Annotated in this window: 16 protein-coding genes; 15 read left to right on the forward strand and 1 reads right to left on the reverse strand. The window is 28.7% G+C overall.

The features are described from left to right. The first annotated feature begins 28 nt into the window (after nt 1-28). Nucleotides 29-991 (forward strand): ABC transporter permease, encoded by a 963-nt coding sequence (locus HYG85_RS22730; RefSeq protein ID WP_330619193.1) that lies wholly within the window; start codon nt 29-31, stop codon nt 989-991. 13 nt (nt 992-1,004) lie between these two features. After that, on the forward strand, nt 1,005-1,913 hold the full coding sequence (locus HYG85_RS22735) for a carbohydrate ABC transporter permease (protein WP_244971249.1): 909 nt from the start codon (nt 1,005-1,007) through the stop codon (nt 1,911-1,913). Between the two features lie 124 nt (nt 1,914-2,037). Here the strand turns inward: HYG85_RS22735 and HYG85_RS22740 are convergent, their stop codons facing one another. Beyond that, entirely contained in the window at nt 2,038-2,742 is a 705-nt protein-coding gene (locus HYG85_RS22740) for a type II toxin-antitoxin system Phd/YefM family antitoxin (RefSeq protein WP_212691549.1), read from the reverse strand. Between the two features lie 236 nt (nt 2,743-2,978). On the opposite strand from HYG85_RS22740, the gene HYG85_RS22745 reads away from it, so the two are divergent. The 13 genes from HYG85_RS22745 to HYG85_RS22805 all read left to right on the forward strand — a co-directional run bounded on the left by HYG85_RS22745 (nt 2,979) and on the right by HYG85_RS22805 (nt 14,323). Further along, nucleotides 2,979-3,929: a hypothetical protein gene (locus HYG85_RS22745; RefSeq protein ID WP_212691550.1), complete on the forward strand. Its 951-nt coding sequence runs from the start codon at nt 2,979-2,981 to the stop codon at nt 3,927-3,929. Between the two features lie 129 nt (nt 3,930-4,058). After that, complete coding sequence (locus HYG85_RS22750) at nt 4,059-5,024, forward strand: TIGR01212 family radical SAM protein (RefSeq protein ID WP_212691551.1); 966 nt, start codon at nt 4,059-4,061, stop codon at nt 5,022-5,024. 115 nt (nt 5,025-5,139) lie between these two features. Further along, nucleotides 5,140-6,609, forward strand: a complete 1,470-nt coding sequence (locus tag HYG85_RS22755; protein WP_212691552.1) for an HlyD family efflux transporter periplasmic adaptor subunit — start codon at nt 5,140-5,142, stop codon at nt 6,607-6,609. 58 nt (nt 6,610-6,667) lie between these two features. Continuing rightward, nucleotides 6,668-7,369, forward strand: coding sequence for a YggS family pyridoxal phosphate-dependent enzyme (locus HYG85_RS22760; RefSeq protein ID WP_212691553.1), 702 nt, complete (start codon nt 6,668-6,670; stop codon nt 7,367-7,369). A gap of 6 nt (nt 7,370-7,375) precedes the next feature. Beyond that, entirely contained in the window at nt 7,376-7,864 is a 489-nt protein-coding gene (locus HYG85_RS22765) for a cell division protein SepF (protein WP_113675071.1), read from the forward strand. 37 nt (nt 7,865-7,901) lie between these two features. Continuing rightward, a complete protein-coding gene (locus tag HYG85_RS22770; protein ID WP_113675070.1) occupies nt 7,902-8,174 on the forward strand; it encodes a YggT family protein in 273 nt (90 codons plus the stop codon). 9 nt (nt 8,175-8,183) lie between these two features. Beyond that, nucleotides 8,184-8,951, forward strand: coding sequence for a YlmH family RNA-binding protein (locus tag HYG85_RS22775; RefSeq protein ID WP_212691554.1), 768 nt, complete (start codon nt 8,184-8,186; stop codon nt 8,949-8,951). Nucleotides 8,952-8,961: 10 nt separating this feature from the next. Next, on the forward strand, nt 8,962-9,510 hold the full coding sequence (locus HYG85_RS22780) for a DivIVA domain-containing protein (RefSeq protein ID WP_212691555.1): 549 nt from the start codon (nt 8,962-8,964) through the stop codon (nt 9,508-9,510). A 141-nt stretch (nt 9,511-9,651) separates the two neighbouring features. Beyond that, nucleotides 9,652-10,731: a 3-dehydroquinate synthase gene (gene aroB, locus HYG85_RS22785; RefSeq protein WP_212691556.1), complete on the forward strand. Its 1,080-nt coding sequence runs from the start codon at nt 9,652-9,654 to the stop codon at nt 10,729-10,731. 11 nt (nt 10,732-10,742) lie between these two features. Continuing rightward, nucleotides 10,743-11,228 (forward strand): signal peptidase II, encoded by a 486-nt coding sequence (gene lspA, locus HYG85_RS22790; RefSeq protein ID WP_212691557.1) that lies wholly within the window; start codon nt 10,743-10,745, stop codon nt 11,226-11,228. Beyond that, complete coding sequence (locus HYG85_RS22795) at nt 11,228-12,145, forward strand: RluA family pseudouridine synthase (RefSeq protein WP_212691558.1); 918 nt, start codon at nt 11,228-11,230, stop codon at nt 12,143-12,145. The genes lspA and HYG85_RS22795 overlap by 1 nt, the downstream gene beginning before the upstream one ends. 27 nt (nt 12,146-12,172) lie before the next feature. Continuing rightward, nucleotides 12,173-12,778, forward strand: a complete 606-nt coding sequence (locus HYG85_RS22800) for a pentapeptide repeat-containing protein (protein WP_212691559.1) — start codon at nt 12,173-12,175, stop codon at nt 12,776-12,778. A 501-nt stretch (nt 12,779-13,279) separates the two neighbouring features. Next, nucleotides 13,280-14,323, forward strand: a complete 1,044-nt coding sequence (locus HYG85_RS22805) for a tyrosine-type recombinase/integrase (protein WP_212691560.1) — start codon at nt 13,280-13,282, stop codon at nt 14,321-14,323. Nucleotides 14,324-14,387 lie beyond the last annotated feature (64 nt).

The raw sequence follows: 14,387 nt of genomic DNA on the forward strand, positions 1-14,387 counted from the left end.
GGTAATTATTTATTAGGAGGTAGTACATTTGATAGGACAAAAAATAAATGCAAACAGATTCTCTCACAGATCAAATTATTCTCAGAGTAAATTCAAGAAACAATTACCCTTACACATGATGATGCTTATTCCAGTGATACTAGTAATTATATATTGTTATGGTCCTATGTTAGGTATATTAATATCATTTCAAGATTATGTACCATCTACTAAAGGTTTCTTTTACTCACTTATAAATGGAAAGTGGATAGGACTTGATATGTTTAAATATATCTTCAAGATGCCTGATTTTCCATCTATAGTTTGGAACACTTTTTTTATTGCTACAATGAAAATAGTTGCAAAGATAATATTCCCTTTGATATTTGCTCTACTGCTCAATGAAGTTAAAAGAAGTTGGTTCAAGAAATCAGTACAAACTATAACATTTTTACCTTATTTCTTGTCATGGGTTATATTGGGAGGTATTTTATTAGAGATTTTTTCACCACGTACGGGTATTGTAAATCAAATAATTGGTTGTTTTGGGATGGAAGCCAAATATTTCTTTGGTGACCCAAAAACATTTCCTTATATGCTTGTTCTTACTGATCTTTGGAAGGATATAGGTTTTAATACTATAATTTTGTTAGCAGCGCTGACTTCAATAGATCCAACATTGTATGAAGCAGCAGCAATTGATGGGGCAGGCAGGTTGAAACAGACTCTGCATATAACTCTTCCAGGTATTTCAAGTATCGTTGTATTGATAGCTATATTAGGATTGGGAAATATCATGAATGCTGGTTTTGATCAAATATTTGTTTTGTATGGTCCATCAGTATATTCAACAGGTGATATTATTGATACTTATACGTATAGAATGGGGATAAACAATGGACAATTCTCGTTAGCAACTGCGGTAGGATTATTCAAATCAGTAGTATCATTTGTGATGTTGACAATTTCTTATTGGATTGCAAACAAATATAGTGATTACAGAATATTTTAAAGGAGGTAGTACCATGAAGCAGAAAACAAAGAATGATATATTGATGGGAAATTCTACTTCACGTAAAGTGTTTGTAACTATAAATACTATATTGCTAATAACAATAACTTTTATAACAATACTTCCCATAATACATATAATATCATTATCTTTTAGTTCAACACAAGCGGCAGAAGGTGGTCTTGTAGGTTTACTTCCTGTTCAGTTTTCACTTAAGGCCTATGAATCAATATTAGGTAAAACCAGTTTCTATAAAGCATTGATGATATCTGTAAAACGTGTACTTATAGGGGTTCCTTTTAGTTTGTTATGTACTATTTTAGTGGCTTATCCTCTATCAAAGGAAAAGAATAAATTTTCAGCGAGAAAAGTTTATGTTTGGTTTTTCATTATAACAATGTTATTTAATGGTGGTTTGATACCAACTTATATAATTGTAAAATCCACTGGAATAATGAATAAGATTTGGGCTCTAATTCTACCAAGTGCAGTATCAGTCTTTAATATATTGATATTGATGAACTTTTTTAGAGAATTGCCAAAAGAATTAGAAGAAGCAGCACTCATTGATGGAGCAGGTCATACGTCTATACTTACTAAGATATACTTACCTCTTGCAAAACCTGCTCTAGCTACATTAGTATTGTTTATATTTGTATTTCATTGGAATTCATGGTTCGATGGCTTGATGTACATTAATAATATAGAGAAGATACCATTACAAACTTATTTACAACAAATATTGACTATGCCAGATACCAGATTCATGTCTGCTGATCAATTACAAGAATTAGGTAATGCAAGTAGAAGAACCAATAATGCTGCACAGATAATTATTTCAACTATTCCTATTATGATTATATATCCGTTCTTACAAAAATATTATACAACAGGACTTGTTTTGGGAAGCGTAAAATCATAATCTTAGTTATATGTAATGATGAATTTATAAATGAATAAAATGCTTATTATTGAGATAGGGGCTTATATAGCCCCTATTTAAGTTGTATGAAACAAATATGAAATGCCAGTGGTGTAAGCTCCTATTAAAAGATCATAGATAGGCTGATTTCTAACCCATCAAAGATATTTGACCTATATACACCAGTTTTATCTATTGTATTACATTTTTGAACTTGCTTATTATTGAAATTCCATTGAACAACGTTTTTATTTTTGGTATCAAAGATAACATACTCTTTAATTCCTGATTGTAAATATAGATTGAGCTTTTTCACCAAATCATTGTTTCTTGTAGATGGAGAAGTAACTTCAACAATCAAATCAGGTATTCCGAAATATCTGTCACTTCGTATATTTTCATGGTCACACATAACGAATATATCTGGTTGTACAATATCTTTTGTTGGAGAATTATTAAAATATATATCATATGGTCCTACATAAGGCTTGCATTTCTTATCTTTGAAATAAGTATGAAACTCACCAATTATACAGGATATAATATGCTGATGTGTATGGCTAGGTGGAATCAGTTGATAAACGACTCCATCAAGATATTCAAACCTTCCATCAGTGTTTTTGTATACTTCAATAAATTCATCGTATGTAATTTCCGAGTTATCATATATATAGTCGCCACTACCATCTTTTATTATATCTCTATACTTGGAATATTTTGTTAGTATGGCGACAGGTTTTTTGTTTCTTGTAATTACTATATCTTCTTTTTGTACAAGGTCAAGATATTTGCCAAAATTAGTTTTAATATCTGTAGAATTAACTACCATAATAAACACTCCTAATCATTTGTATTGTTTAATATAATTATATAACATAGATTAATATTAATCAATATAATGTTTTTAATTAATCAATAATATTAGTTTTGATAATCATTATAACATGGAGACTTAAAGGTTATATTAGTTAATCAATTAAAAATTAATCATAATGTTATATAAAATCCTTAGTGAAAATGATATAATTTAAAGGTAGTATCAAATTATATTAGGAGAATAATATTATGATAAAACAAGTGGATCTATTAAAGCTGGAGTTAGATGTTATACCTAAATATTTAATCTTGAGAGACCTAGAAAAAACTGCTAAAGATAATGTAGAATTAACCTGTTTGAAGAAGGCAGTAATGAAAAGTAAGTGGGTCAATCATATTATCAGCCAACAATTGAATGATGGGTCTTGGGGAACGTTTCATAGTATGAGTCAAAACATTAACACAAAAGTGACCACAGAACAAGCTTTAAGAAGGTTAATTATACTTGGTCTTGATTCTAGTGATAAACCAATAAAAAAAATAGTAGAATACATGGAAAAACATTTGCTTGGTGAAATTGAATTGAAAGACAGACCAGAAAAAAAGCATAATTGGACACTTTTTACTCATTTAATTGTAGCAACTTGGTTAAGAATTATAGATCCTGATAATCAACTTGCTTACGAAGTTGCTAAAGATTGGGCTGATGTAATTACAGGTGCTTTCTCATCAAGTACATATAATTCTTGTGACTATAAAGAAGCCTATTATGATATTCATAAGGTTTCAAAAGATAAATGTATGTTGAATTTTACAAACTTTTATATAGTTGCATTATTACCTAGATTGTTACCTGAAGAAATAGAGTTAAAATTTATTGACTATATATTGAATAGCACACAAGGCATATATTATATATATGATAGACCTCTAAATATTCAACCAGACAAATTTAACTCTAAACAAGCTAACAGATATATTAATGCATATGAATTATTAAGTAAATATACATATTCTAAAAGTAAGTTAACAAGATTCAAGGATTGGTTATTGGATAATATACAGGAAGATGGTTTCTGGGATATGGGACAGGTATCAAAAGATAATATCCAATTTCCATTATCAGATTCATGGCGTGTACCATTAAAAAGAAAAATTGATTGCACTTTGAGATTGCAGAGATTATTATACAAAATATAAATTATATAAAAGGAATTTATTAACATTATTTGAATTATTATAATGTACATCTTTATAACTGTTGAAATAATATTTATAATCCAATATAATATAAGTGATTTATTGATTAACTTTGGAGGCAAACTAGATATGATTGATACAGAAAAACGATTATACTATAAATATTCTGATTATCTTAAGAATAAATATGGTGAAAAAATATATAAGTTACCTATAAACATGGATTTGACTTGTCCTAATAGAGATGGATGTATTGGTTACAATGGCTGCATATTTTGTAGTGAAGTCGGTACCGGATTCGAGAGTTTATCCAATAGAATGTCTGTTAGTGAACAACTAGGAAAAAATATGTCTTATATAGAAAAGAAATACAATGCAAAAAAATTTATTGCTTATTTTCAGAACTTTACTAACACGTATATGCCTATAAAAGAATTTAAGAATGCTGTTACAGATTCAATCGGAGATAAAATAGTAGAAATAGCTATTTCCACTAGACCAGATTGTATTAATGATGATTATTTAGAGATTCTTAATGAACTTAAAAAGGAATATAAAGTCAATATAACAATTGAACTGGGTCTACAGAGTGTTAACTACTATACTCTAGATAAAATAAATAGAGGTCACTCATTAGCAGAATTCATCGATGCTGTCCTTAGAATAAAGAAATTTGATTTTGATACATGTGCACATATGATCTTAAACTTACCGTGGGATAATATGAGAGATATAGTGGAAGGTGCTAAGATATTGACAGTACTTGAAGTTAACCAAATCAAGCTTCATTCGCTTTATATAGCAAAGAATACAGAATTGGCTAGACTATATAATAAAAATAAGATAACTATTATTTCTAAAGAAGATTATATAGACAGGGTAGTTGCATTCTTAGAATATACGAACCCCAATATTGCTATTCAGCGATTAGCCAGTAGAGCTCCAAAAGAAGAAACTATATTTTGTAATTGGAATACAAGCTGGTGGAAAATAAAAGATGGTATTGAGAATAGTATGGTTGAAAATAATACTTACCAAGGCAGATTGTGTACTTATCAAAATGGAAGAGCATTAACTAAAAAATTCAGTATATAAGCATTTTGGATTATATTAATAGGACTTGCTTTTATGTAAATAATAGGTGTATTATTAAGTAATAGTTATTTATTCACAGTTATAAACTTATTCATTTTTGATAAGAGGTGTTAATTTGGAGCAAAACAGAAGAAATAGTGCACAACAAAATAGATCGACAAATAGACGACCTAAACGAAAAGCACCTAAAAGTAAAGGATTAGGGATTGGAACATTCATTTATTTCTTTATATTCTTGTATTTGATATATAATATTATTTCTTTCTTAATCAGTAATGATGTCAATTATGTTTCTGCTGAAAAAGGCAGTATTTACAATGATGAATTATTTGAAGGAATAATACTAAGAAATGAGACTGTTGTCAAAAGTACTTCTGATGGAATGGCTAGTTATTATGTACCAGAGGGAGACAAGATAAATATAGATAGTATAGTATGTATGATAGATTCAAACGGAAATTATACTGCTGAAATTAAAAAAGACCTTAATTACATAAATGACAAATTAGCTTATGCAAACAATTGTAATTCACATGAAGATATTAAAAAGAATTTGTATACATATACAATGAATTATGATAATGATACCTTTGGAAACATTTATGAGTTCAAAAACAACATGAAGGATACAGTTTCCAATATAACTCAATCATTATATATACATGATCAATTAGATCTGGATACAATACGTAGTAAAGAATTGTTGGAATCACAGATCAACAATAATATCAGTATAATAAAGGCAATGAAAAGTGGAGTAATATCATATAGAATTGATGGATACGAAAACTTTAGCATAGATAATCTTGATATCCAATCTTTGTTTGATTTCAAAAGCGAAGAAGAAATATATACATACAAACAAGAAACCATAAAAAAAGACTCACCTCTATTTAAAATCATAGATAATGATAAATGGTATGTTGTATGTGAAATGAAAGATGATTTAACTGATTTTATTCAAGGGAAGGATAATATATCTATCAATATAATTGAAAAAGATGTAACAATCAAAACTAAAGTCTATGACATAGTTCAAAAAAACAAGAAAGAATATCTTATTTTAGAGATAGACAGATATTTTGACCTTATTAAAAATAGAAAGATCAAGTTCCAAGTTGTATATGAACAGTATGATGGAATTAAAATTCCAAAGACAGCAGTAGCTGAAAAAGAATTTATAAGAATACCCAAATCATGTATTGCTAAAAAAGGTAATAATGAAGGTGTATTGAAGAAAACATATGGTGAAAATTTTGTCGGCGGAGAAAGTGTTGAATTCATTAAAATAGGTTTTAAACATATTGAAGAAGAGAGTTACTATGTACCTATCAGTGAAGAAGGGTTACAGTTAAATGATATTTTAGTTGATTCCACAAACAATAACTATACAATTTCAGAAAAGAAGTCTTTAAAAGGAGTATATATAATTAATAAAGGATATACGAATTTCAAATTGATTGATGAGATATATTCTGCTGACAGCTATATTATCGTTGAAACCAACACACCATATGGAATAAGAATATATGACAGGGTTATAGCTGATGCAAGTAATGCAAAAGAGGATGTAATTTTATATTGACATATAAATACTAAGAAAAAGTTTAGGGTATAGCAACATAAGAAAGGAAGACGGTTACATGGAAAACATTAAAGACAATATTAAGATTGTTCTTGATAATATTGAAATAGCAGCTAAAAAAGCAGGTAGAAGCAAAGAAGACATAACTTTAATAGCGGTCTCAAAAACTAAGCCTGTGGAATGTATTGAAGAAGCATTAAAAAATGGTTTGGTCAATATGGGGGAAAACAAGGTACAAGAAATAAGACATAAATATGATGTATTAGGTAACAATGTCAAGTGGCATATGATTGGACATTTGCAGACTAATAAAGTTAAATATATCATTGATAAAGTAAGTTTAATCCATTCTGTAGATTCATTGAAATTGGCTGAGAAGATTAATGCTGAAGCAGTAAAATCAGATAAAATAATGGATATTCTCATTCAACTCAATGTTGCACACGAAGAAACCAAATTTGGCTTAATGACAAAGGAAGTGACTGATTTTATAATAGCTGTCAGCAAGTTGTCTAACATTAGAATTAAGGGTTTGATGACAATAGCACCTTATGTAATTAATAGTGAGGATAATAGACATATTTTTAGAGAAATAAAGCAATTAGCTGTTGACATAAAAAGGAAAAACATTGATAATGTTAGTATGGACATCTTGTCAATGGGGATGACAAACGATTATATGGTAGCCATTGAGGAAGGTTCAACTATGGTTAGGGTAGGGACAGGCATATTCGGCAAAAGAGATTATAATAAGAGGTGATATAGAATGGCAAAATTTATTGATAAGATGATGGATATGATGAAATTAAATGATTATGATGATTATGACGAAGATTATGAGTATGATGAAGAACAAAACCAAGAACCAGCTACATCATCTAATGTTTCGGATCTTAAAAATATTAAAAGTTATTCAAAAAAGAAAAGCAATGCTACTAATATAGTAAATTTTCAAGCAAACGTTCAAATGGAAGTAGTAGTTATCCAACCAGAAACATATGATGAGGCACAAGACATTTGTGATCATATTAAATCTAAAAAACCGGTAATTATTAACTTGGATAAGATGGATAGAAATATAGCACAGAGGATAATGGATTTTATTAGTGGATCTTGTTATACCTTAAATGGTAACTTACAGAGAGTTACTAATAATATATTTTTGATTGCACCTGAAAATGTTGATATTGCTGGTGATTTAGGAGAAGAACTAAAGTCTAATGGGATTATTTTACCTTGGAAAAGTGAACAATAATTATTCGGGAAAATAGACTGATTAAGGAGTGAATTCCATGTATTACGCATTAAGAACTATAGAATTATTTTTGTATGCCTTAGAAATATTGATTTTAGTAAGAGTACTATTATCATGGGTTCCAAGAGCATATAATAATCCCTTTGCAAAATTTATATTACAGATAACCGAACCAATATTGGCGCCAATAAGAAAACTAATAGATAAATCAATCTTCGGTGGAAAAGGAAATGTATTGGATTTTTCTCCATTGATTGCGTTTTTATTACTTAGAATCTTACAATCTCTAGTAAATAACTTAATGAAGTAGGTTAGAATTATGTTAGATAAAAATGAAGATATTTTGATTGTCAATAAGATTATTGATAAAGGTAAACTTGCATCATTAAGGCAAATTAGTATGTTTACAGATTTTTTGAACATTCATGAACAAAGCTTATTTATTTCTAATAAAAATCAATTATCAAATATTAATCATATATTTTATGGTGGTTACGAATATAGCGAAAGAAAAATTATAGCATTTTATCCAGATTATATTGACTTTGATAACATAGATTATCCTATAGAGGTCTTGAAAATTTCTCCTAGGAATAAGAAGTTTTCTAATAATTTGACTCATCGTGATTTTTTAGGCACTATTTTGAATCTTGGTATTACACGAACTAAAATCGGAGATATTATAGTAAAAGATAATTACGCAATTGTGTTTGTTATAAAACCTGTATCTGATTTTATAATATCTAATCTTGAAAAAGTAAAACAAACAGTAGTTGATATTAAAATAATACATGATTTACCACAAGAAATATTAACTCCAAGTTTTCAGCCTATAAAAGGAACAGTTTCGTCTATTAGATTAGATTCTGTTGTTTCTCTAGCATTCCCTTTATCACGAGGAAAAGCTATTACGTTGATTAAGAATAAAAACGTATATGTAAATAGTAAATTGACCTTGTCTCCTTCGTGTAAATTATCTCAGGGAGACATAGTATCAGTAAGAGGGATGGGGAAATTCCAATTTCATGATATAGGTAGCAGAACTAAAAAAGATAGAATTTATATTGAATTAAAACGATATACTTAGGAGGAATAATATGTTAACACCTTTAGACATTGAGGGAAAAAGTTTTAAAAAATCATTATTTGGCTATTCTCAATCTGAAGTAAAAAACGCAATAACAGAAATTTTAACAGATTATGAAAAAATGTATAAAGAAAACATTGAGTTAAAGGATAAAGTTAACTTATTAAATGAAGGTATAAAATATTATAAAACAATTGAAGATACACTTCAAAATACTTTGTTATTAGCAGAGAAAACTGCTGAAGAAACCAAATCAAACGCACATAAAAGAGCAGAGATAATTGAAAAAGAAGCTGAAGTCAAAGCTCAAACAATAGTGGAAGATGCTAGAAATGAAGTGTATAGAATCAGTCAAAAGAAAGAGGAACTTGTTCAACAATATGATGCGTCTAAGATACAAATTAGACAATTTCTAAAAGCTCAACTTGAATTGACTAATAGTAATACTTTAGAAAATAAACCAATCGATATAGATGATATTCTTGCTCAGACTTCAATTGAAGAAGCTGCAGCAACTAAAATAGGTGACATATCAGTAAAACAGATTGATAATGAATAAGAAAAAATATGTTTCTTATAGTAAATTTAACTTTCTTATGCTAAAATAAAGTTCGAGAGGCTGTCCTCTAGGACTTTTCTTTTACTATTATAGAATTATTAATAATGCACTTAAAGTGTATAAAAAGGAATGACTTAAACTATGAAACGAATTGAAGTGAATACAAAAACAAATAACTACAATATTATTATTAGTAATAATTTTGATTCTTTACAAGAACACCTATCAAAAGTAGGTATGGACAATAAGAAAGTATGCATAATAACAGATGATAATGTTAGTAAATTATATTTAGATAATTTATGTAATATAATATCTAAAATTACTGATGAGCTATCTTATTTAGTAATCCCTCATGGTGAAGCTAATAAGAATCTTGATACAATCAACACAATTTATAAGAAGATGATAGAAGAAAAACTGGATAGAGAATCTTACTTAATTGCGCTTGGTGGCGGTGTTACAGGAGATATGGTAGGTTATGCTTCAGCAACGTATATGAGAGGAAATAAATTTATTCAGATACCAACTACTCTACTTTCTCAAGTTGATAGTAGTATAGGTGGCAAGACAGGAGTAGATTTTGATGGCTACAAGAATATTATTGGAGCTTTCCATCAACCTGAGTTAGTATATATAAATACAAGTACATTGATGACATTGCCTAAAAAAGAAATCAGTGCTGGTATGGGTGAAGTAATTAAACATGGACTTATTGCCAGTAAAGAATATTTTAATTATATTAGAGCCAATAGTTCAAAAATAATGAATTTGGATAATGAAATTATGGAACAACTTATATATGAATCTTGTGTTATAAAAAGTAAAGTTGTTTCAATGGATGAAAAAGAAAAAGGGGTTAGAGCTACCCTTAATTTTGGACATACAATAGGTCATGCTGTTGAAAGACTATTTGATTTCAATCTATTACATGGGGAATGTGTAGGTCTAGGTATGGTATCAGCTGCATACCTATCTTATCTATTGAAGCAGATTGATTCTAGTGAACTAGACGATATAAAAGCTTGTATCCAGAGTTTTGATTTACCAATTAAAATCGATAAACTTAATGAACTAGACATTTATAATGAACTATATCATGACAAAAAAACAAAAAACAATGAACTGAACTTTATACTATTAAATGGAGTTGGCTCATGTGAAATAAGGGATGACTTGGATAAAGAAGACATAATGAAAGCAATAAAATATATTTTATAAGGAGATTTGTAATGATAGTAATGTTGATAAGTGTTATATTACTTATAAGTTTAGACCAATTCACAAAATATTTAACAGTATTGAATATTCCTGAAAGAACATATATCCCAATACTTAATGATGTCTTTGGCTTGACTTATGTTAAAAACAATGGGGCAGCATTTGGTATGTTACAAGAACAAATATGGTTATTTATTATATTTACTACGATAATTTTAATTGGGATTTTTTATTTTTATGCTAAAATACCAAAAGAGAAAAGATACTATCCTATTAGATTCACAATGATTCTATTTATAGCTGGAGCTATTGGGAATTTTGTAGATAGAATTAGATTAAGATATGTTGTCGACATGTTATACTTTAAACTAATAGATTTTCCAGTATTTAATATGGCTGATTGCTATGTGGTTGTTGGGGCTATTCTATTGATAGCATTGATGATTTTTAAATATAAGGACGAAGATTTTGCTTTTATGAAGAGGAGTACTAAATAATGGACAGTTATACATTTTTGATTGAGGCAGAAGATGCAGGAATGAGAATAGATAAATTCATCTCAGATAGATTGCCTGATTATTCTAGGTCATTTATACAGAAGTTGATAAAAGAAAATAATCTTACTGTAAATAATAGTGAAATAAAATCTAATTATAAATTAAAAGCTAGGGATGAAATAAATATTGTTATACCTGAGCCGAAAGAACTTGATATAGTAGCAGAGGATATACCATTGGATATTGTATATGAAGATAAAGATGTAATACTGGTCAATAAACCTCAAGGTATGGTGGTTCATCCTGCACCAGGGCATTATACAGGAACATTGGTTAATGCCATCATGTATCATTGTAAAGATGATTTGTCAGGAATCAATGGAGTAATGAGACCTGGTATAGTTCATCGTATTGATAAAGATACATCAGGAGTTTTGATAATATGTAAGAACGATAAGGCTCACGAGAGTATAGCTAAACAGTTGAAGGATCATACAATAACAAGAAAATATAATGCAATAGTTTATAATAATCTAAAAGAAGATGAAGGTAAAATTAATGCTCCTATTGGTCGCCATCCAGTCAATCGTAAGCAAATGGCAGTTAATCCTATCAATGGTAAAGAAGCAATTACACATTATAGAGTTCTAGAAAGGATTAATCAATATACTTACGTTGAATTGCAGCTTGAAACAGGTAGAACACATCAGATTAGAGTTCATATGACAAGTATCAATCATCCATTGTTGGGTGATCCTGTTTACGGGCCTAAAAGTGATAGATTCAAGTTGAAAGGACAGGCTTTACATGCAAGAGTGTTAGGATTTGTACATCCTACTACTAATGAGTATATGGAGTTTGAAGCACCTTTGCCTAATTATTTTACTGGTTTATTAAAGAAATTAAGAAATATGTAACATAGATATGAGAGGAAAGAATAATTAATGAAGATAGCTAGTAACACAAGATATGAAGATATTGATTTCAACGATAGTAATTTTGAGTTTTTGGATATACAAAAATCTTCTTTTACTAACTGCACTTTTAGAAATGCTAAATTGGATGAATCAATTATTAAGAGTTGTGATTTTATAAAGTGTGATTTTAAATCTTCTAGATTAAATGTATCTGATATTAAAAATTCAGCATTTCTAAATTGTAAATTTGGTTTTGCTGATTTATTTGGCGCAAAATTCACAGATTGTAAAATGGTAGGTTCAACATTTGATGAATCCAATTTATTAGGGGTAGTTATAGTGAGAGGTGATTTTTCGTATACCAATCTGAAGTTCCATGATTTCAAGGGGTTGGATTTTAGTGAGGTTAATTTAACTAGAGCAGACCTTACTGGATGTAATTTGGAAAAAGTAATATTTAATGGAGCAAAATTAAGTTATACTAATTTACATAAAGCCAAGTTGAGTGGTTGTGATTTCAGAGAAGCAATTATTGAAGGAATAAATTTATCGGAGTTAGATTTACATAATGTTAAGTTGGATATAGCGGGGTGTATTTTGTTGGCTACATCGTTTGGGGCTAAAGTAGAGTGAAAAGAGTAAATTGAATGATTGGTTAACGGTCGCGAAAATAGTATAGGGGAATATTTCGTCAGCCAGTTAAACGTCCGTGTTTAATAGGCTGAGTTCACCGTCCATGGCTCACTGCTACATATTCCCCTATACTATTTTTGCTCTTTAGTCAATTATTATTGTATGTGAGTTATTATGGCTTATGTTTAGATATCAATTAACTATGGTGTTTAATAATGGATTGATAATAGTAATGTAAAATATACGAACTCGGCAAAGATAAATATACGAACTCGATTAATGTATAGCATATTTATATTATAAGAATAAGTCTTAAGTGTAGTAAATATGCTGTTTTTAGAAGTTTTATAGCAGTTCTTATATTATTTACTATATGAACAGTGCCATAAAACTACGAAAAATAGAAATGGATATGGTAATACCCCTTGGAAGATATGTGGTTGACCATAAATATATTATGTAAACAATGTTGCGATTTATATAGATGAAGGAGAAAAAATCATGAATTTAGAACCCAATATTATTGATATGACAATGATAATAGAAAAATATTTAAACCATCTAAAAATAAATAGATTGTCTAATGCAACTATAAAGAATTATAAGGTTACTCTTAACCAATTTATGAATTTCATAATAGAGAGTAGAGGTACACAATATATTGAAGAAGATAATGTCAAAAATATTATTGATAGTTTTTTAGAAGAATTGGATAGGGATGAGTATAATTATAAAACAAGAAGTATTAATGCCAAAAGAAATACATTAACTGGTTTATTCAAATTTGCTAATGAGGAAGAATTGATACATATCAGTGTGACTCATAAGTTGAAGTCACTTAAGGTAGATGCAACTAGAGAGAAACCCGTACTTAGTAAAGATGAAATCAATAAGATATTAAAATATCTAGAGAATGAAGTTAGTATTGAGACTAGGAAAGAGTATGACATTCTAGAAGACAAATATAATAATATATATTATAAGATAAGGAATAGATTTTTGTTCAATCTGTTTTTATATACTGGTCTAAGGATTTCTGAAACTGCGAAAGTCATGTGGGATGATATTAATCTTGAAAGTAAACTATTGACTGTTACAGGTAAAGGAAATAAAACAAGGTGGATTCCTTTAAACAGTAAATTAATGTTTGAGTATTTTAAGTACAAAACAGCCATAGAACGCTTGGAAAAAGCAGTAATCAGAGAAAATGTTAAGTTGAATAGATTAATTTATAAAAGTGTATATCTGTTTCCATCGTTATATAAAATTGATGATGATATGCCTATGTCCACTAGAAGGATTACCATAATTATAAAAGATCTATTGGATAAAGCAGAGATTAATACAAAAAGGAACGATAGTAAAAAGATAACACCTCATAGTTTCAGACACACTTTTGCGACTTATCTATTAGATAGTGGTGTACCAGTAAGAATTGTAAGTGATATTCTAGGTCACAGCCGAACAAGTACTACTTTTGATAATTATATCCAAATTATCAATAAAAACAGAATGTTTGATGAGATAGAAAAATTAGAATATTAAAATATGTTTTAATGTGATAATAATAGTTTTAATTACTGGTTAACCATAAATACATTATGTTAAC

Source organism: Vallitalea guaymasensis, assembly GCF_018141425.1.
Taxonomy (GTDB): domain Bacteria; phylum Bacillota; class Clostridia; order Lachnospirales; family Vallitaleaceae; genus Vallitalea; species Vallitalea guaymasensis.

Excerpts from the sequence above, each read along its gene's own strand:
- HYG85_RS22735 (WP_244971249.1), top strand. The coding sequence starts at position 1,005 with ATGAAGCAGAAAACAAAGAATGATATATTGATGGGAAATTCTACTTCA.
- HYG85_RS22740 (WP_212691549.1), bottom strand. The coding sequence starts at position 2,742 with ATGGTAGTTAATTCTACAGATATTAAAACTAATTTTGGCAAATATCTT.
- HYG85_RS22745 (WP_212691550.1), top strand. The coding sequence starts at position 2,979 with ATGATAAAACAAGTGGATCTATTAAAGCTGGAGTTAGATGTTATACCT.
- HYG85_RS22750 (WP_212691551.1), top strand. The coding sequence starts at position 4,059 with ATGATTGATACAGAAAAACGATTATACTATAAATATTCTGATTATCTT.
- HYG85_RS22760 (WP_212691553.1), top strand. The coding sequence starts at position 6,668 with ATGGAAAACATTAAAGACAATATTAAGATTGTTCTTGATAATATTGAA.
- HYG85_RS22765 (WP_113675071.1), top strand. The coding sequence starts at position 7,376 with ATGGCAAAATTTATTGATAAGATGATGGATATGATGAAATTAAATGAT.
- HYG85_RS22770 (WP_113675070.1), top strand. The coding sequence starts at position 7,902 with ATGTATTACGCATTAAGAACTATAGAATTATTTTTGTATGCCTTAGAA.
- HYG85_RS22775 (WP_212691554.1), top strand. The coding sequence starts at position 8,184 with ATGTTAGATAAAAATGAAGATATTTTGATTGTCAATAAGATTATTGAT.
- HYG85_RS22780 (WP_212691555.1), top strand. The coding sequence starts at position 8,962 with ATGTTAACACCTTTAGACATTGAGGGAAAAAGTTTTAAAAAATCATTA.
- aroB (WP_212691556.1), top strand. The coding sequence starts at position 9,652 with ATGAAACGAATTGAAGTGAATACAAAAACAAATAACTACAATATTATT.
- lspA (WP_212691557.1), top strand. The coding sequence starts at position 10,743 with ATGATAGTAATGTTGATAAGTGTTATATTACTTATAAGTTTAGACCAA.
- HYG85_RS22795 (WP_212691558.1), top strand. The coding sequence starts at position 11,228 with ATGGACAGTTATACATTTTTGATTGAGGCAGAAGATGCAGGAATGAGA.
- HYG85_RS22800 (WP_212691559.1), top strand. The coding sequence starts at position 12,173 with ATGAAGATAGCTAGTAACACAAGATATGAAGATATTGATTTCAACGAT.
- HYG85_RS22805 (WP_212691560.1), top strand. The coding sequence starts at position 13,280 with ATGAATTTAGAACCCAATATTATTGATATGACAATGATAATAGAAAAA.